Raw genomic sequence first — 17,680 nt, forward strand, 5'->3', positions numbered from 1 at the left:
CTTATTTCAGCAGATAGGCGTCGGCGAAACCGGCATCCTTGATCTTTTTCAGCAGGGCCGCATCGCCGCGCGCGACGACCGACCAATAGGTCTTGCCCTGCGAGGTTTCGGCCTTGGCCTGGGCGGTGACACCGGCCTTGGCCAGCTTGTCGACCGCGCGCTTGGCATTGGCCTCGACCGAGAAGAAGCCGATCTGGATCGGCCGGCCCGCGCCGCTGGCCGCAGGGGCGGGGGCAGGCGCAACGGGGGCGGCGGCGGCGGGGGCCGCGGCGTCCAGCGCGGCGCTCGCGATGGCGGCGGTCTCGGCCGCCTTCTTCTTGTCCTTGCCCTTGGCCGCAGGGGCGGCGGGTGCGTCAAGCGGCTGGGTCGCCACGCCGCCCGCGTCAATCGCGCCTGCCGCGGCGGGCAGGGCTTCCGCCGTGTCAAGCACCGGGGTTGCCGGGCTTGCCTCGGGGGCTTCCTCGCGCCGCAGCGCCGTGACCGTGATCTTGCCGGGCTGGCCGGCCAGAAGCCCCAGCGCCTCGGCCGCGTCGGAGGAGATTTGCAGCGGCGGGCCGGGATTGTCGCGCTCGCGGCGGAACAGGGCGCCGATCACGAACTTGCCATTGGCAGGATTGCGCATGATCACCCGCTCGGGATCCTTCACGTCGACCGAGGCAACCCAGACGCCCCCCAGGGATGGCCGCCCGTCCCAAAGCGCATCGGCGCTGACCTGATAGACCTGCGGTGCCTCGACATCGCGGTCCACCAGACGGGTGGATTTCTGCGGCCGGGCCTCGGCCGTGGCTGCTCCGTCCTTCGGCGCTGCCTTGAAAGGATTGGCCCCCGGCTCGCAGGCGGACAGCGCCAGCGCAGCCGCAAGAAATGCCGTGGTGTGGAATACTGCCCGTGCCATCTAATGCCCTCATCCCCTGCACGGTCGTTTGCTGCCGTGCTTTTTCTGTTCATTGCCGCTTGCGGGCGGCCCTGCCTCTGGCCCGCACCTCCGGCTCAGGCCCGGGATCGGCGGGAATTCGCGCGGATCATAGCTATCCGGGCTGGCCATGGGAAGGGCAGAGGGGGCGGCGGCCCTTCACGATCGGCGGAAAACACCCCGGTCGTGGTCTTTCAGAATCACCCGGTTCCCCGTAAGCCGCGTCTGGCTGCCGCGCGCGCAAGGACGACCCCTGCCGCGCAGGCCCCGCAAGGGCGCATCGGAAGGGTGGCAGAGTGGTCGATTGCTCCGGTCTTGAAAACCGGCGATGCGCAAGCATCCGTGGGTTCGAATCCCACCCCTTCCGCCACTTGCCCGAGGGTTCGGCCGACGGCGCGCGCCATGTGGGCGGATGTCTCGGCGGCGATACGTGCCGCAAGTACGTCGTCGCCCCGCTGCCGCCGTCGCTTCGAACCCGGAACGCCAGATTCAGGGCGCATGGCACGCCGATGCCGCCGATCAATGCTGGGATGTTTCCGTACGGCTTTGCTGATAGGGGCATAGGAGCCGCTGCCTAGCGTAAAAATACTCATGGCCGGCGATCCGAGGTACTGGGAGCGTCCAAGGCCGACCTGCTCGGCGCAGGCACAATCATCCCGTTGGCGGCCAATTTCAGGCCTATATCGAGCCATGCGGCAATGGCATGCCCCTATGGAACGCTAGAGCTCGGGCAGATAGACCAGCCGGACGACGTCCGCATCGATCACCTCATGCGACTTCAGGCGAAGGCCCGGCCTCGGCCCCTTGAAGAAGGGCGTTCCTGAACCCAGCACGCAGGGGTGGAGGTACATCCAGTACTCGTCGATCAGGCCAAGCTCCGTCAGCCCTTGTGCGAGCGTGGGTCCATTGACCTCGATCACACCGTCGATTTCGGCCTTCAGCGACCGCGCCGTAGCCTCCAGATCGCTTCCGGCGAGGGTCGCATTGGGGCCGATCGAGGTCAGGCGGCTTGAGACGACCCATTTGTGCTGACCGCGCCAGGCCCGCGCGAACGCGTGCTGGGCAAGGTCCCATTCGGGCCGGTCCTCGTCCCAATATTGCATGGCTTCGTAGACTTTCCGTCCATAGAGGCTCCCGGCGATGGCGCCGATCCTCTCGATATTGTGCTGGAAGAGTTTTGGCAGCGGTCTGGGCGGGAAATTCTCGTGATCGATATAGCCGTCGAGCGACTGGTTCATTCCGAAGACAAATTTTGCCATTGTGTCTTTGCTTTCCGGGCTTTGGTCCTGTTTGCCTGAGGGGCGCGTCCTTCAGTCTGTGGTCCCCCGGCGATGGACGCAGTCGGTGATCGGTCTGGACTTGGCGAATTTGTTTTGATATCAAATTAATATGACAGAAGCAACCCTTCCGACCGAAACGGTCCATGACGTGCGGGATCGATGCCTCTGTCTGGCGACAAACAGGGCCGCACGCATTCTCGCGCGGCGGTTCGACCGTCTTTTCGCGCCGCTGGGCCTGACAAACGGCCAGTTCTCGCTGATGGTCGCGTTGTGCGGCGCTTGGCGGCCGCGTCTGGGTGAGCTTGCCGAATTCCTGGCCATGGACACTTCGACGATGACCGCCGCGGCCAAAACCCTGCAACGACGCGGGCTGATCCTGTTCGAGATCGATCAGGAGGACGCCCGGGCTCGACGGCCGCAATTGACGCAAGAGGGGCGCGACCTTGTGGCAAAAGCTGTCCCGATCTGGCGGCAAGAGCATGCCCGCCTCGAAGCAGACCTCGCCTCGGCTGCAGATCTCCGCAGGTCGATGGGGGCGCTGCAGGAGAGCGGATCATCCCCGCCGGACGGGGTCTGATCTGTCGCCCATCGCCGGCACGATTTTTGCGTGGTTGGTCCGTGATTTTTCGCCAGGCGTGATCCGCGATGACCAAGCTCGGGACATGCGCCGTTTTCGCCCGGAAGATACGCAGCCAAGGCGGGTGCGGCACGTTCAGAAGCGCGGCCGCAGCGGCGGACCCGCGATCCGGCCTGACGGGGCCGCCCGGCAGGAAGGGCTGTTGCGGGCCGGGATCTGGGCCCGCCTCCTCCCTCTCCGGCGTCCTGGCACCGCGACGCGACGGCGCTCAGGCCGCCCGCCGCACTGCCGCGACCCCGGCCTCTGGCCCATCCCCGACCCGGAACCGCGCCACCGCGCCAGCGAGCCCGCCCGCCTGGCTGTTCAGCTCCTGGCTGGCCGAGCCGACCTTTTCGGCCATGCCGGCATTCTGCTGTGTCACCCGGTCCAACGCCGAGACGCCCGAATTGATCTCGGACAGGCCCTGCGACTGTTCCGCCGCGCCGGTGGCGATCGATGACACAAGCTGCGCCATCCGCGCCACCTGGGTGACGACCGAATTCAGCGCGCTGCCAGTGGCATTCACCTGGGCGACCCCGCGATGGATCTGCTCGGTCGAGGTGACGATCAGCGTCTTGATCTCTTTCGCGGCCTGCGACGAACGCTGCGCCAACGCCCTCACTTCCGAGGCGACGACGGCAAAGCCCTTGCCTGCCTCGCCCGCCCGCGCCGCCTCGACCCCGGCATTCAGCGCCAGAAGATTGGTCTGAAAGGCGATGTCGTCGATCACGCCGATGATCTGGGCGATCTGGCCCGAAGAGGTCTCGATCTCGTTCATCGCGCCCACCGCACCCGCCACGATCCGCCCGCTCTGCTCGGCCTCGCTGCGCGCCTCGACCATCGCCTTTTCGACCTCCTGCGCGTTTTCCGAGGCCGAGCGCACCGAGGCCGTCATCTCCTCCAGCGCGGCGGCGGTCTGCTCCAGGGTGGCCGCCTGCGATTCGGCGCGCTGCGACAATTCGTTCGAGGCGCGGCTGATGTCTTCGCTCATGCGGTGAATCTTGTCTCCCGCCCCGACCAGCCCGGCGATCAGGACGGCAAGCTGGTCCATCGCCTCGTTGAAATCGCGGCGCAGCGGTTCGTAATCGGTGCCGAAATGCCGCGTCAGGCGTCGTGTCAGATCGCCCGCCGCCAGATCGCGCAGTCCCTCGCCCAGGGCAGCGATCACCGCGCGGCTCGCGGCCTGCTGTTCCTCCTGCGCGGCCAGGGCGCGGCCCACCGTCTCGGTCAGCTTGTCGATGTCACGCGCGATGGCGCCGATATCGTCATCGCGGGTGATGGCCCCGATCCGCACCGAGAAATCGCCCTGCGTGACCGCGCCCAGCGAGCCGCGCAGCCGGTCGATCGGCCGGGTGATCCCGGCGGTCACTTTGCGATTGCCCAGCGCGACCAGCAGCATCGTCGCGACCGAAGCGCAAAGCAGCACCAGCATCAGCGTGCGGTTCAGCCCGGCCACTTCGGCCCCGCTGCTATGGGCATAATCCTCGATCGACCCCGCGACATCGCCGAGCGACAGTTTGAGCGCCTCGAACGCGGCGTAAAAGGCGGGCAGATCGGCCATGGCCTTCTGGACATCCACCCCGATCTCGCCGGCAACCTTGTCGGCCGAGGCGATATAGGCCGCGACGTCATCGGAGACGGCGGCCACCTTGCTTTGCTGGTCGGCGGGCAGCGGCGTGGCTTGCAGCTTGGTCAGCGTGTCGCGCATCAGGGCGGTGTTTTGCAGGATCTCCTCGACCGAGGACTTGACCTGTTCCTGGTCATTGCGCTGGGAAAACAGCAGGGCGCTGGACACGCCCGCATAGATTCCGTCATGCAGCATGTCCATCAGCATGCTTTCGCGCATCGCGCTGTTGGCATTGCCCTGGCCGATCAGCCCGGCATTGCTTTTCCACATGCTGACGAGGCCCAGCCCGGCTGTCAGAAGGATGGCGGCCATGGCAAGGCCGCTGGCAATCCGCAGGTAGGACTTGATCGAAAGCGTCCGCAGCATCTCGCATCTCCCGGCAAAGACGGCCGGAGAATGCCGCCCAAGACGCTAAGAAATCGCAAACGCGGCTTCAGCCCGAATCCTTCACCGCCTCCATCGCCACATAGGTCGAGGTCTGGGCCACATGCGGCAGCGCGCTGATCCGTTCCGCCAGCACCCGGCGGTAATCGGCGATATCGCCGGTCCGCACCTTCAGCAGATAGTCGAAGCGGCTGGCGATCATGTGGCATTGCTCGATTTCCGGCACCATCACCACCGCCTTGTTGAAGGCCTGCAAGGCCGCCTCGCGCGTGTCCGACAGCCGCACCTCGACAAAGGCGACATGGGCTTGGCCCGTCTTTACCGGGTCGAGCAGCGCGCGATAGCCCGCGATCACCCCCGTCTCCTCCAGCCGTTTCATCCGCGCCTGGGTCGGCGATTTCGACAAACCGATCCGCCGGGCCAGTTCGACCGCGCTGATCCGCCCTTCGGCGGCCAGAACGCGCAGGATCGCCCGGTCGAAACGGTCGAGTTCGGGAAGGTCGTTCGGCATAGACTATGTCCCCAAATGCGGCGCAACGCCCGCCATATGCCATATCTTCGGGCGAACCGCCCGCGAATTCGGTCGTATCCTGATGTCATCGCAAGAGGTTTCCCATGCCCGATTCCGCCGCTCCGACCCCGTGGTCCCAGATCACCCACAATGCCCTGGCCGATGAAGCCGCGCTGGTCGCGCGCCTGATCGGCGAAGCGGCGCTTTCGCCCGACGACCGCGCCCGCATCTCGGCCGCCGGCGCGGGCCTTGTTACCCGCATCCGTGCAAGCGTGAAGCCGGGTCTGATGGAGGTCTTCCTCGCCGAATACGGGCTTTCGACCGACGAAGGCATCGCGCTCATGTGTCTGGCCGAGGCACTTTTGCGCGTGCCCGATCCCGAAACCATGGATGCGCTGATCGAAGACAAGATCGCGCCGTCGGATTGGGGCCGCCATCTGGGCCGTTCGGCCTCGTCCCTCGTCAATGCCTCGACCTGGGCGCTGATGCTGACGGGCCGCGTGCTCGAAGAGCGCGAGCCGGGCGTTGTCGGGCATCTCAAGGCCGCGGTGAAACGGCTGGGCGAGCCGGTCATCCGCACCGCTGTCACCCGCGCGATGAAGGAAATGGGCCGCCAGTTCGTGCTGGGCGAGACGATCGAAAAGGCCATGGCCCGTGCCGCCGAACAGGAAAAGCGAGGCTACAGCTATTCTTACGACATGCTGGGCGAGGCGGCGCGGACCGAAGCCGATGCCCGCCGCTACCATCTGGCCTATAGCCGCGCCATCACGGCCATCGCCGGTGCCGCCAAGGGCAGGGAGGTCGCCGAAAACCCCGGCATTTCCGTCAAACTCTCGGCCCTTCATCCGCGCTATGAGGTGGCGAAACGCGCCCGCGTGATGGAGGAACTTGTCCCCCGCCTGCGCGCCCTCTGCGGCCTTGCGAAAGCGGCGGGCCTCGGCCTCAACATCGATGCCGAAGAGGCCGACCGGCTGGCCCTGTCGCTCGACGTGATCGAGGCCACGCTGGCCGATCCGGCGCTCAAGGGCTGGCACGGGTTCGGCGTCGTGGTGCAGGCCTATGGCCGCCGCTGCGGCGCGGTGATCGATTGGCTGCACGCGCTGGCGACACGGCTTGACCGCAAGATCATGGTCCGGTTGGTGAAAGGCGCCTATTGGGATGCCGAGGTCAAGCGCGCGCAGGTGCTGGGCCTTGCCTCCTTCCCGGTCTTCACCCGCAAGCAGGCGACCGATGTCAGCTTTATCGCCAACGCCCGCAAGCTCCTGGCGCTGACCGACCGCATCTACCCGCAATTCGCCGGCCACAATGCCCATACCGTCGCCGCCGTGCTGGATATGGCCAAGACCATGGGCATCGGCCCGAATTCTTATGAATTCCAGCGCCTGCATGGCATGGGCGAACGCCTGCATGACCTGATCCTGGCCGAGCGCGGGACGCGCTGCCGCATCTACGCCCCTGTCGGCGCGCATCGCGACCTGCTGGCCTATCTGGTCCGCCGCCTGCTGGAAAACGGCGCCAATTCCAGCTTCGTCAACCAGATCGTCAATGAGGACGTGACCCCAGAACAGGTCGCCGCCTGTCCTCTGGCCTTCATGGAAACCGTCTCGCCCATCGCAAACCCCGCCGTCACGCCGCCCGCCGCGCTTTTTCCGGCGCGGCGCAATTCGCAGGGCTGGGACCTCACCGACCTGGCTGATCTTGACCATCTGAACGATGCCCGCGCACCCCATGCGCAGGCCGAGGCCGAAGCCGCCCCCCGTCTGGCGGGCCGCATGGCCGGAGGACCGCGCCTGCCGGTCCTGAACCCCGCCAACGGCGCCCGGATCGGCTTTGCCCTCACCGCCAGCGCGGCGGATGTCGACACCGCCTTCCGCTTGGCCGAACCCTGGGCCGCCACGCTCGAGATCCGCGCCGAAGCCCTGCGCCGCGCCGCCGATCTTTACGAAGCCGAGGCCGGGGCCATCTTCGCCCTTCTGGCGCGCGAGGCGGGCAAGACCCAGGCCGATGCCGTCTCGGAACTGCGAGAGGCGGTGGATTTCCTGCGCTATTACGCCGCCCAGACCGCGACGCTTGCCCATCCGGCCTGCGGCATCTTCGCCTGCATCAGCCCGTGGAACTTCCCGCTCGCAATCTTCACCGGCCAGATCGCCGCCGCTCTGGCCGCGGGCAATGCTGTCCTCGCCAAGCCCGCCGAACAGACACCGCTCATCGCCGCCCTGGCCACCGACCTTCTGCTTCGTGCTGGCGTTCCCGTCACCGCGCTTCAGCTTCTGCCCGGCGACGGCACGGTCGGCGCGCTGATCACTCGCGATCCGCGCCTGTCCGGCGTGGCCTTCACCGGCTCGACCGAGACCGCCCAGGCGATCCGCCGCGCCATGGCCGAACATCTCGACCCGACCGCCCCGCTTATCGCCGAAACCGGCGGGCTGAACGCCATGGTGGTCGACTCGACCGCGCTGCCCGAACAGGCGGTGCGCGACATCCTCGCCTCGGCCTTCCAGTCCGCGGGCCAGCGTTGCTCGGCGCTGCGCTGCCTCTATCTGCAGGAAGACGTGGCCGGGCCGATTTCCGACATGCTCTTCGGCGCGATGGAGGAACTGTCCCTTGGCGATCCCTGGCAGCTTGCCACCGATATCGGCCCCGTCATCGACGCCGAGGCGCAGGCCGGCATCGCCGATTATATCGCCACGGCCCGCAAGGAAGGCCGTCTCCTCAAGGAACTGACCGCCCCCGCGACCGGCCATTTCATCGCGCCCACGGTGATCCGCGTCGCGGGGATCGAGGCGCTCCCGCGCGAGATCTTCGGCCCCGTCCTGCACCTCGCCACCTTCAGGGCGGGCGATTTGCCCAAAGTCATGCAGGCGATCAACGCCACCGGCTATGGCCTGACCTTCGGCTTCCACAGCCGCATCGACACCGCCGTGCAGCAGGTGGTCGAGGGCGTCCATGCCGGCAATATCTATGTCAACCGCAACCAGATCGGCGCCGTGGTCGGCAGCCAGCCCTTCGGCGGCGAGGGCCTCTCGGGCACGGGTCCCAAGGCGGGCGGCCCGCATTACCTCGCCCGCTTCACCCGTGCCCCGGCGCCGCCCCATGCCGGTCCCGAAGGCCAGCCGGTGACCGCGGCGCAGGTGACGGCCCGTCTTGCCACCGCGGCCACGTCGCCGGACCCCGAACCGCTCGATCTGCCCGGCCCCACTGGCGAATCGAACCGCCTCCATGCCAGCGCCCGGACGCCCGTCCTCTGTCTCGGCCCCGGCGCCGCCGCCGCTCTGGCCCAGGCCGAGGCGATCCGCGCCCTGGGCGGCACGGCGATCGAGGCCCCCGGCCTGCCGCCTGAAACCCTTGCCACGGCCCAGGGCTTCTCCGGCGCGCTGTGGTGGGGTGGCGACAGCGCGGGCCGTCCCTATGCCAGGGCGCTGGCCAGCCGCCCCGGCCCGATCCTGCCGCTGATCGGCGGTGCGCCCGATGCCGCCCATGCGCTTCTCGAACGCCATGTCTGCATCGACACCACCGCCGCCGGCGGCAATGCGCGGCTCCTGGCCGAAGTGGGGCAGGGCTGAACGGCCCCGCCGTCGCGCGCCTGTCGGGCCGGGGTCCCCGGCGGGGTATTTAAGACCAAGTTGAAGCCTGCCCGCCCGGGCTCTTCATCTCGGCCTTATATAGTCCGGGGGAGGGCGCAGGCTGTTGCGCTGGCCCCCCTGCAACGGCAACCCTGTCTCCCTTCGCCGCAAGGCTTGACCGCAGGGCGGCGATCGGAAACTCTCGCTGCCATGTTTCCGATCCGCGACCACAATCCCTCCGGGCGCAGGCCCTATGTCACGCTCGCCCTGATCGCGGCGAATGTGCTGATCTTTCTGGCCTATTTCCCCGCGGCCCAGTCCGACTACGCGCTTGCCCGCGTCTACATGACCTGGGGCCTCGTGCCCGCGCGGCTGATGGCGGGCGAGGGCTATGAGACCCTGCTCACCCATATGTTCCTGCATGGCGGCTGGATGCATCTGGCGGGCAATATGCTGTTTCTCTGGATCTTCGGCGACAATCTCGAAGACCAGATGGGACATCTGGGTTTTGCCGGTTTTTACCTGGTCTCGGGCCTCGCCGCGGCGGGGTTGCAGATCGCACCCGATCCGTCCTCGCCGGTGCCGATGGTCGGGGCTTCGGGGGCGGTGGCCGGGGTGATGGGCGGCTATCTGCTGCTGTTTCCCAAGGCCAAGGTCGATGTGCTGATCATCATCGTGATCTTCTTCCGCATCTTCGCGCTGCCCGCCTGGCTGATCCTGGGCATCTGGTTCGGCATCCAGCTCTTCTCGGGTCTCGCCACGCCCACGGCCGAAGGCGGCGTGGCCTATTTCGCCCATATCGGCGGCTTCATCGCCGGACTGGCGCTGACCCTGCCCATCTGGCTGCGGCGCGGGGCAGGGGGATATTGGCAGGCAACCCATGGCCAGCCGCCGCATCCGCAGGCGAACTATACGCTGTCGCGCAGCTCGATCCCCCGCGTGCCACGGCGATAGGCGCAGAATGCTTCGGTCAGACGGGCGCGGCGAGGTAAAGGTCGACCAGCCCCTCGATATCCTGCACCCGCTCCTGCCAGCTCTGGCCGGCCAAATCCATCGCGTGGGGAGTCCCGTCAAGCCGCGGCCGTCCTGGCAGCGGCTGAGGGCTGGCCATCGCATCGCCGACCAGCCCGCGCAGCCGATCCGTCAACGCATCCTGCGCGGCGCGGTCGTGAAGATCGGTGGTGAGGCGGGAGAGGAGGCGCAGGGAGGTCTGGCTGCGGGATTGCAGGGTGAGGGTGATGGCGGCGAGGAGGAGGAGAAGGGCGAGGGTGGGGAGGAGGGCGAAGCCGCCACGCTTGGGCGTCCCACTATGAACGAAGCACGCTGTCTGCTCCGGATTCGAATCTTCCTTAATCAATTATTAGCATTTAATTCAGCGCCAACAAACTTATCGCCATTCACCCCCAACGGTTGAGATTTTGAAGTGATTTCAACAAATGCGCCACTACTCTGGGCCGTACGAGCAGTTCTATAATCGCAGTCGAAAATAAAAGTCATCGCTCGAATATCGAGATTTTTCCCGGTGACGATTCCCGGCTCTAGAGTATTCTCTGAGTTACGATACACGCTCCCATTGAAATGATTAATCGAAGAACTAAAAGCCAAAATCTTGCCAGGGGCCAATTTGACAGGAGATATATCAAAATTATGGCCAGCCGTACTAGACGCATCGGCTTCAAAAACGTCTCCATCTCCCAGATCGGAAACAAAAAAGCCGGTCCGACGATGAAAAACCTCTATGCCAGATGCAATTGGATCCCCGGGCAAGACGCACACATCCGCATCTGATTTGTTTTTCAATGTCGCCGAGAACGTTAGCGTGCCATCATCTGAGATCGCAACGCCATCAAGCAAAAACGAGACGGAGTTAGCCCCGACAGCGGGTACCTCGCGTCGCAGGTCCTTGTTGGCGTTGATAGGCTCAACGCATCCTGAAATGACCAAAACGGATAATGCTGTTCGACTGATTTTTAGCATAGACCTACCGCGCAGGTGAATGAATCTGTTATTCTCGTTTTGTTTCCGAGGCGAGAAATGACATCTACGGGTGGTCACCGATAGGCATTGCTTATCAAAGCTGATTTGTAAAATACGTTTACCTTATCTGGCGCCAAGATTGCAACCGATACCTGATCCGTCAAGCCAAGAATGGCGTGACCCAACTCGTGGACTAACACGTAGGCCGTTCTTTATTTTGAAAAATAGTCGTCATGCACCGTTATCTTTCCTCTTCCGCCGGGCTTGCCATATGCCAGAACGCCTTTCTCTGGAGAGGGGCCGCCATACCCAACAAGGACGCCAGATCCGCGCTCCCCTATGCCCTTTAGGGCCTTCTTCATTTCCTTTATGGCGGCCTTCACATCTGCACCTGACACGCCGCCTACTGGGTTTCCCAGAGCTCTTTCGACATCTTCTAGAGCCGCGCGTTGAGCTTTTGTTTTAGCCCTTCCCCCGGCAGCAAGAATCTCTTCCAGAACCTTCAATCTATCCTTTAGCGTTGACCGCGCCTTGTCGAAATCTTTCTCGATTACTTCTTTCTTGTCTTCAGGTAGGGCCTTTGCGTCTTCAGCGTACATCTCATTTCCATTTGGGTCGAGGCCATTCACCGGATCATTGAACGAATACGCATACCTATTCGTCCCGTCCCCCGGCATGGTCACTTCAAACCAATCCGGCTGGATGAACATGCCCAGCACCGGGTCGTAATACCTGGCGTTCAGATATTGCAGCCCGGCATCGGCGTCGTAGCGCTCGCCGATCCAGCCCTTGGTCTCGGGCGCGGTCTGGCTGGGTGACAGCCATTCCGACTGCTCGCCAAAGGGCTTGTAGACCGCGCTTTCGATCTTCACCCCGCCGGCGTGGTGATCGCGCGGACCGAGCCCAGGTGGTCGCGGTGCAGATCGGTCACCGAAGTCGGGGAAAGCCCTTCCCCCGACCGGCCCTTACCCCCGGATCACCTTGCGGAACGGTTCGAACAGCGCCTCGTTGCCCGCGATCAGCGCGCCGTCCAAGGGCTCTTGGCCCTCGCGCAGGCCCGAGACCATTCCGCCCGCTTCCTTGACCAGCAGAAGCCCGGCCGCGATGTCCCAGGGTTGCAGTTCGCGCTCCCAATAACCCTCGTAGCGGCCCGCCGCGACATAGGCGAGGTCCAGGGACGCCGCGCCCCAGCGCCGCACGCCCGCACATTCCGGCATCAGCCGGGCCAGATCCTGCACCATGGCGGGCAGGGTCTTCTTGGCGCCAAAGGGAATGCCCGTGGCAAAGACGGCTTCGGCCAGGTGGCGGCGGCCCGAGACGCGCAGGCGGCGATTGTCGTTCAGCCAGGCGCCCGCGCCCTTTTCGGCCCAGAACATCTCATCCTTGGCCGGGTCATAGACCACGCCCGAAACGATCTCGCCCTTGTGCTCGAGCGCGATCGAGATGCCCCAATGCGGCATGCCGTGCAGGAAATTGGTGGTCCCGTCGAGAGGATCGACGATCCAGCGCCGGGTCGGGTCGGCCCCGGCCGTCTCGCCGGTCTCCTCGCCCAGCCAGCCATAGGTCGGCCGCGCGCCCATCAGCTCTTCCTTGATCAGGCGCTCCGCCTCGCGGTCGGCGCGGCTGACGAAATCGCCCGGCCCCTTGGCCGAGACTTGAAGGTTCTCGACCTCGCGGAAGTCCTTGACCAGCGAACGCGCGGCCTTGCGCGCGGCCTTGATCATCAGGTTCAGGTTGGCGCTTCCCTGCATGGGTCGTCTCCTCGGGCTACAGCCGGGCGTCCTAGCGCCAAAAGCCGCGAAAGGAAAGCCCACCGGATCCCGATTGCACGATCGCAGGGCGGGTATGTTCCCGCCTCTCGTCCCCGGCCATGCCGAAGCCGCTTTTCGCGGGGTTTGGCGCCCGCCGCACGCGGCGCTGGCGGGGGCCGCCGCCCCCGCGGGCGGGATCACCGGAAGATCCGGCAGGATCGGGGGGCGCCCCCCGCCGCCTCAGGGCAATCCAGCGCCGCCACCGCCTCGGTCAGCTCCCGTTGCAGCTTGCGCCGGATCGCCTGGGGGAAATCGGTATGGCGCAGCGCCAGTTCGACAAAGGCGCCGGGGCCGCGGATCAGCGATGCGTGGAAATAGTCGGGCAGTTGCAATTCATGGCTGCCGATGGCCAGACCGTTGACCGTGATCCCCTCCCAGCCGCCCAGGGCATAGATGCGCTCGGGCGTGGGCCCGGCATTGTTGCGCCCGTCCCCCGCCACATCCAGCACGCGCCGCTCGCATGCGGGCGCGCTGGCCAAGAGATCGCGGCCAAATTCCAGCCCGCGCCCCAGCGCGGTGTTCAGGCGCAGCTCCGGCGGCTTCAGCCCGCGCAACAGCGCCACCACCGGCCCCAGATCGGCCGGTTCGCGGATTTCCGTCCAGCCGACCAGCACCTCCTGATACTCTTCGCCGCTCCATTGATAGACCGCCAGCGCCACATCGCCCGCCGGCGCGAAGAGGGCGGTCTCGATCTCGGGCGCCTCAAGCGCATCGGCCAGACCCTGGGTCTGGATCGCGAAATCCTTGGCATCGACCGAGCGCGAGACATCCATCGCCAGCGCAAGCGCCAGCCGACATTCGGCCCGCACCGCTTGGGGCAGGCTCAGGCAGACCGTCAGGACCAGGGCTGCAAACCGCATCCGTCCCTCCGCATCGCGACGGGCCCAGCCTAGCGCATTTCGCGCGCGTCCGGGGGGAAATTCGCTCAGGGCGCGGCTTCGGCCCGCAGGAAGGGTTCGGGACTGTCGACCTCGTCCAACATCGCGACCCCGCGCCGGCCCGGCACGATCTGCCAGAACCGGTTGCCGACCGCGCGCAGGAAGGCGCGGTCATGGCTGACCAGCAGGCAGGCCGCCTCCTGCGCCAGCAACTCGCCCTCCAGCGCTTCCTGCCCCTCGATGTCCAGATGGTTGGTCGGCTCGTCCAGCAGAAAGAAATTTGGCCGTTGCAGCCGCAGGATTAGCAGCGCCAGCCGCGCCCGCTGCCCGCCCGACAGCACCGCCACTTTCCGCCCCTGCCAATCGGGCATGATGCCCGCCCCGGCCAACAGGCTGCGTGCCGTGGCATCGGCCTGCGTTAGCCGCGAGACCAGCGCGAAGGGCGTCTCGCCCGGCGCAAGCTGCGACAGCATCTGGTCGCAATAGCCCAACACGCAAGCCGCCACCCGCCGCACCGGCCCCTGCGCCCCCGCCGCCAGGATCGCCCGCACCAGCTGCGTCTTGCCGCTGCCATTCGGCCCCAGCACCACCACCCGGTCCCCCGGGGCGATCCACAGCCGCTCGCTGCGGAACAGGACCCGCCCGTCCGGCGCGCGGATCTCGGCCTCGTCCAGCGTCACCAGCGCCCGCGCCGATGTGTCGGAGGCTTCCAGCCGGATCGCCCCCGCGCCCCTGTCCCGATGCGCGGGCCGCGCCGTCGCCTCGATCCGCCCGGCGCGTTCGGTCAATTGCTTGGTCTTCACCACCAGAAGATCCGAGCCAGAATTGATCCCGATATTCTTCAGCTTCGCCGCCTGCCGCCGCAACTGCGCCGCGCGGGCAAGGTCATTGTCATAGCGGCGGCGATCGGCGGCATCGGCCTCGTCCAGCGCCGCCCGCGCCGCGCCATAGGGCAGGGCGAAGACGCGGCTCGCCTCGGGCCGCAGGAACAGGCTGCGCGTGGTCCCCTCGTCCAGAAAGGCGCGGTCATGGCTGGTGAGGATCACCCCCGTCGCGCGCGGCAGGGCGGCCATCCAGGCTTGAAGGCCGGCGATCCGCGCCAGATCCAGATGGTTCGTCGGCTCGTCCAGCAGATACAGGTCCGGCTCCATGACCGCCGCCCGCGCCAGCAGAACCATGCGCTGCCAGCCGCCCGACAGATCGGTCAGGGGCCGCGCCCGCAGATCCTGCGGCACGCCCAGATCGTCCAACGCGATATCGACGCGCCAACTTTCTTCCTCGACCACCTCCTTCGGCAAAGCCGCCGCCACTGCCTGTGCCACGCTCAGAGGCAGCAAGGCTTCGGGCAGATCCTGCGGCACATGCGCCAGAACCAGCCCGCGCGCCCGGGTGATCGTGCCCGATGTCGGTTCAAGCCCGCCCGCCAGACAGGCCAGCAACGCCGACTTGCCGCTGCCATTGGCCGCGATCAGCGCCAGCCGGTCGCCCGGGGCTAGGGAAAAGGAAAGATCGGTGAACAGGGGCTGACCAAGCGTCAGCGACAGATCCTTGACGGCAAGAAGGCTCATGGCAACAGGTCCGGTTTGGCGGAAAGGGGCGGCGCGCGAAAGCGCCGGGGTTCCGGGCGGACCTGAGCGGGTATGCGTCTCGGGTCAGCCCTGCGGGGGACGCAGGGCGGAAACAGGGCCGGGGCAAAGTTCCATGTCGAGAAGCCGGATCATGGCCGCAAGATGCCGCCGGGGGACGGCGCGGTCAAGACCGCAGCGGCAATGCGCAGGAATCGGATCGCCCCAGGGTGCCGCCGCATGGTCTCTGGGCGGCAGCGACGACAGGAGACCGCCATGCCGAAGATCCGCTTCCACCCGCTGCCCACCGCCGAAGTACAGGCCCTGCGCGCCGGTGGCCCCGACGCCTATGGCAATGCGCCCGAACGGGTGCGGGCCGAGGGCGCGGGCAACCCCTGCCGCCATTGCCTCGATTTCGTGCCCGAGGGGGCCGAAATGCTGATCCTCGCCCATCGCCCCTTCGATGCGCTGCAACCCTATGCCGAGACCGGCCCGATCTTCCTTTGCGCCGACTGCGCCGCTTGGGACAGCGCAGGGCAGGGCGACTCAGTGCCGCCGATCCTGACCCGCAGCCCCGATTTCCTGCTCAAGGGCTATACCAAGGACCAGCGCATCCGCTACGGCACCGGCCGCGTTACCCCGCAGGCCGAGGTCGCCTCCTACGCCGCCGACCTGCTGTCGCGTCCCGAAATCGCCTTCGTCGACATCCGCTCGGCCCGCAACAACTGCTTCCAGCTTCGCGTCACGCGGGGGTGAACCCGTCAAGTGCGATTCGGGCTGAGGCACATTCGGTTGCGCATCGTGTTTGTGCTCGCCATAACCACTGGCGACTATGCTATATAGCTGGGGATTTTGATTATTGCGGATGCGAATATGTCGGAAGATGTGGGGAATTTCTCCAACCGAGCTAGAGATTTTTTGCAAAGCGCAGCGTTTCTGTGCGAAAGCGCCAAACACGGGAACGACGGTTGGCTTCCTGCATCGGGCTTGCTCCTGGGCTTTGCTTGCGAGCTAATTGCCAAGTGCCGTTTAATGCGGATGGGCATTGTCCCGGACAGACTTAGAAACTCGCCCTATGGCCATGACATCATGGCCATGTGGAAGGTGCACACCACGCTGTTTGCAGAGGCCGAGGCTGTCGTTGATGAGTTCAAAAAGTTCCCAACTCGAATGGAGTTGACGCCGGTTTCAACTGGCCACTTCATTTCTCTCAGCTAGCTGCAGGACATTCCAGCCTGGGAAACTACTCCCTTAGATATCATGGAGGTGAGCGCCACTTTGCCGATCCCATGGCAGTAACAGTCGTCGTTCAACGTATTTGGGAGTTGGAAGCGAAGACAACGGGTAAATAAGGGGTCGCTTGTGGAGTTCCTTTTATGGTTGTCTTAGGTCTCGCGTGCTTGGTTAACGCGCCAGACCTCTCGCGCGCGGAAGACCTTCGCAAGACAGTGGCAAGACCGTGAGAAGACCCCGCAAACCGCCCAAAAGCCGGATGTAAACCCAGCGTTCCCGGGCCCTTGGCCCGCCTTGCCCCCGCGCCGATGCCATGGGGTGCTAGGCTACCGCGCCGCCCGCTGCAGCTTCACCGGCTCGCTGCGCCCCAGCCGCAGGAAATGCGCCATATAGGGTTTGGCGACATCTTCCTCGCGCGTCGCCGCGTAGAGGCGTTTCGAGATATTCCCCGGCCCCAGCGGCAGCGTGACGTAATCGCGGTTGCCCTTGACCTCGCGCAGCACCCAGTCGGGCAGCACCGCCACCCCGCGTCCCGACCCCACGAGCATCAGGATCACCGCCGTCAATTCGGCCGTCCGCTGGGCCCGGGGCTCCACCTTCGCCGGGGTCAGTAGCTCGGTGAAGACATCCAGCTTGTCGCGCCCGACCGGATAGGTGATCAGCGTCTCGTCGCGGAAATCTTCTGCCGAAACAAAGGGTTTTCCGCAATTCGGATGGCCTGCCGGGGCGACGAAGGTGGGCAGGTAGTCGAAGAGAGGATTGAAGATGACCCCCGGCAGTTCGACCGGGTCCGAAGAGATGACCAAGTCCACCTCCTCGCGGTTCAGCGCCGGCATCGCCTCGAAAGCCAGCCCGGCGCGGATGTCCACATCCACCTCGGGCCAGGCATGGCGGAACAGTTCCAGGACCGGGAAAAGCCAGTCGAAACAGGCATGGCATTCGATGGCGATATGCAGCCGCCCGGTCTTGCCGGATCGCAGGGCGCGGAACTCTTCCTCCATCGCGTCAATTTCGGGCAATATCCGCTCGGCGGCCCGTAACATCCTGATTCCGGCCGCAGAAAGCCGCATCGGCTTGGACCGGCGCACGAACAGTTCCATCCCCGCCTGGTCTTCCAGCGCTGCCACCTGATGCGACAGCGCCGATTGCGTCATGTTCAGCATCTCCGCCGCCCGCCCCAGCCCCCCGGCCTGCTGGATCGCGCGGATCGTGCGCAGGTGCTTCACTTCGACGTACATGAGGCGATCTCATAATCATGCTGCGGATTATGAATTGGTCTCACATTCGCAAATCTGCCACAAGAGGCGCCAAGCAAGGAGCCG

Annotated in this window: 16 protein-coding genes and 1 tRNA gene; 6 read left to right on the forward strand and 11 right to left on the reverse strand. The window is 65.8% G+C overall.

Annotated elements, in window-relative coordinates; genetic code table 11:
• Position 1: 1 nt before the first annotated feature.
• Positions 2-895: an SPOR domain-containing protein gene (locus ACED67_RS00070; RefSeq protein WP_395539399.1), complete on the reverse strand. Its 894-nt coding sequence runs from the start codon at positions 893-895 to the stop codon at positions 2-4.
• Positions 896-1,195: 300 nt separating this feature from the next.
• Between ACED67_RS00070 and ACED67_RS00075 the strand changes: the two genes are divergently transcribed.
• Positions 1,196-1,283, forward strand: a tRNA-Ser gene (locus tag ACED67_RS00075).
• Positions 1,284-1,632: 349 nt separating this feature from the next.
• Here the strand turns inward: ACED67_RS00075 and ACED67_RS00080 are convergent.
• Positions 1,633-2,172 carry a dihydrofolate reductase family protein gene (locus ACED67_RS00080; RefSeq protein WP_395539400.1) on the reverse strand — a complete coding sequence of 180 codons (540 nt, stop codon included), beginning with the start codon at positions 2,170-2,172 and terminating at the stop codon, positions 1,633-1,635.
• 130 nt (positions 2,173-2,302) lie between these two features.
• Between ACED67_RS00080 and ACED67_RS00085 the strand changes: the two genes are divergently transcribed.
• The gene (locus ACED67_RS00085; protein WP_395539401.1) at positions 2,303-2,770 is read left to right on the forward strand and encodes a MarR family winged helix-turn-helix transcriptional regulator; all 468 of its coding nucleotides are present in this window, start codon (positions 2,303-2,305) and stop codon (positions 2,768-2,770) included.
• A 268-nt stretch (positions 2,771-3,038) separates the two neighbouring features.
• On the opposite strand, the gene ACED67_RS00090 is transcribed toward ACED67_RS00085, so the two are convergent.
• Positions 3,039-4,802: a methyl-accepting chemotaxis protein gene (locus ACED67_RS00090; RefSeq protein WP_395539402.1), complete on the reverse strand. Its 1,764-nt coding sequence runs from the start codon at positions 4,800-4,802 to the stop codon at positions 3,039-3,041.
• Positions 4,803-4,869: 67 nt separating this feature from the next.
• Entirely contained in the window at positions 4,870-5,331 is a 462-nt protein-coding gene (locus ACED67_RS00095) for an Lrp/AsnC family transcriptional regulator (RefSeq protein WP_395539403.1), read from the reverse strand.
• A 104-nt stretch (positions 5,332-5,435) separates the two neighbouring features.
• On the opposite strand from ACED67_RS00095, the gene putA reads away from it, so the two are divergent.
• On the forward strand, positions 5,436-8,894 hold the full coding sequence (gene putA, locus ACED67_RS00100; RefSeq protein WP_395539404.1) for a bifunctional proline dehydrogenase/L-glutamate gamma-semialdehyde dehydrogenase PutA: 3,459 nt from the start codon (positions 5,436-5,438) through the stop codon (positions 8,892-8,894).
• A gap of 210 nt (positions 8,895-9,104) precedes the next feature.
• Positions 9,105-9,848, forward strand: coding sequence for a rhomboid family intramembrane serine protease (locus ACED67_RS00105; RefSeq protein WP_395539405.1), 744 nt, complete (start codon positions 9,105-9,107; stop codon positions 9,846-9,848).
• Between the two features lie 16 nt (positions 9,849-9,864).
• Here the strand turns inward: ACED67_RS00105 and ACED67_RS00110 are convergent, their stop codons facing one another.
• The 6 genes from ACED67_RS00110 to ACED67_RS00135 all read right to left on the reverse strand — a co-directional run bounded on the left by ACED67_RS00110 (position 9,865) and on the right by ACED67_RS00135 (position 15,128).
• A complete protein-coding gene (locus tag ACED67_RS00110; protein WP_395539406.1) occupies positions 9,865-10,251 on the reverse strand; it encodes a hypothetical protein in 387 nt (128 codons plus the stop codon).
• Positions 10,248-10,871 (reverse strand): hypothetical protein, encoded by a 624-nt coding sequence (locus ACED67_RS00115; protein WP_395539407.1) that lies wholly within the window; start codon positions 10,869-10,871, stop codon positions 10,248-10,250. Before ACED67_RS00115 ends, ACED67_RS00110 begins: the two co-directional genes overlap by 4 nt.
• 212 nt (positions 10,872-11,083) lie before the next feature.
• Entirely contained in the window at positions 11,084-11,743 is a 660-nt protein-coding gene (locus ACED67_RS00120) for an RHS repeat-associated core domain-containing protein (protein ID WP_395539408.1), read from the reverse strand.
• 93 nt (positions 11,744-11,836) lie between these two features.
• Positions 11,837-12,622, reverse strand: a complete 786-nt coding sequence (locus ACED67_RS00125; protein ID WP_395539409.1) for an inositol monophosphatase family protein — start codon at positions 12,620-12,622, stop codon at positions 11,837-11,839.
• 197 nt (positions 12,623-12,819) lie between these two features.
• Entirely contained in the window at positions 12,820-13,542 is a 723-nt protein-coding gene (locus tag ACED67_RS00130; protein WP_395539410.1) for a DUF1194 domain-containing protein, read from the reverse strand.
• Between the two features lie 65 nt (positions 13,543-13,607).
• Positions 13,608-15,128: an ATP-binding cassette domain-containing protein gene (locus tag ACED67_RS00135; RefSeq protein ID WP_395539411.1), complete on the reverse strand. Its 1,521-nt coding sequence runs from the start codon at positions 15,126-15,128 to the stop codon at positions 13,608-13,610.
• Between the two features lie 273 nt (positions 15,129-15,401).
• Here ACED67_RS00135 and ACED67_RS00140 point away from each other — a divergent pair, with 273 nt between their 5' ends.
• Together ACED67_RS00140 and ACED67_RS00145 are read left to right on the forward strand one after the other, a co-directional pair.
• Complete coding sequence (locus tag ACED67_RS00140) at positions 15,402-15,881, forward strand: DUF1203 domain-containing protein (protein WP_395539412.1); 480 nt, start codon at positions 15,402-15,404, stop codon at positions 15,879-15,881.
• Between the two features lie 117 nt (positions 15,882-15,998).
• Positions 15,999-16,343: a hypothetical protein gene (locus tag ACED67_RS00145; RefSeq protein ID WP_395539413.1), complete on the forward strand. Its 345-nt coding sequence runs from the start codon at positions 15,999-16,001 to the stop codon at positions 16,341-16,343.
• A 341-nt stretch (positions 16,344-16,684) separates the two neighbouring features.
• On the opposite strand, the gene ACED67_RS00150 is transcribed toward ACED67_RS00145, so the two are convergent.
• On the reverse strand, positions 16,685-17,596 hold the full coding sequence (locus tag ACED67_RS00150) for a LysR family transcriptional regulator (RefSeq protein WP_395539414.1): 912 nt from the start codon (positions 17,594-17,596) through the stop codon (positions 16,685-16,687).
• Between the last annotated feature and the right edge of the window lie 84 nt (positions 17,597-17,680).

This window comes from Neotabrizicola paludis (genome assembly GCF_044142105.1).
In the GTDB taxonomy this organism is placed as follows: Bacteria; Pseudomonadota; Alphaproteobacteria; order Rhodobacterales; family Rhodobacteraceae; genus Pseudogemmobacter.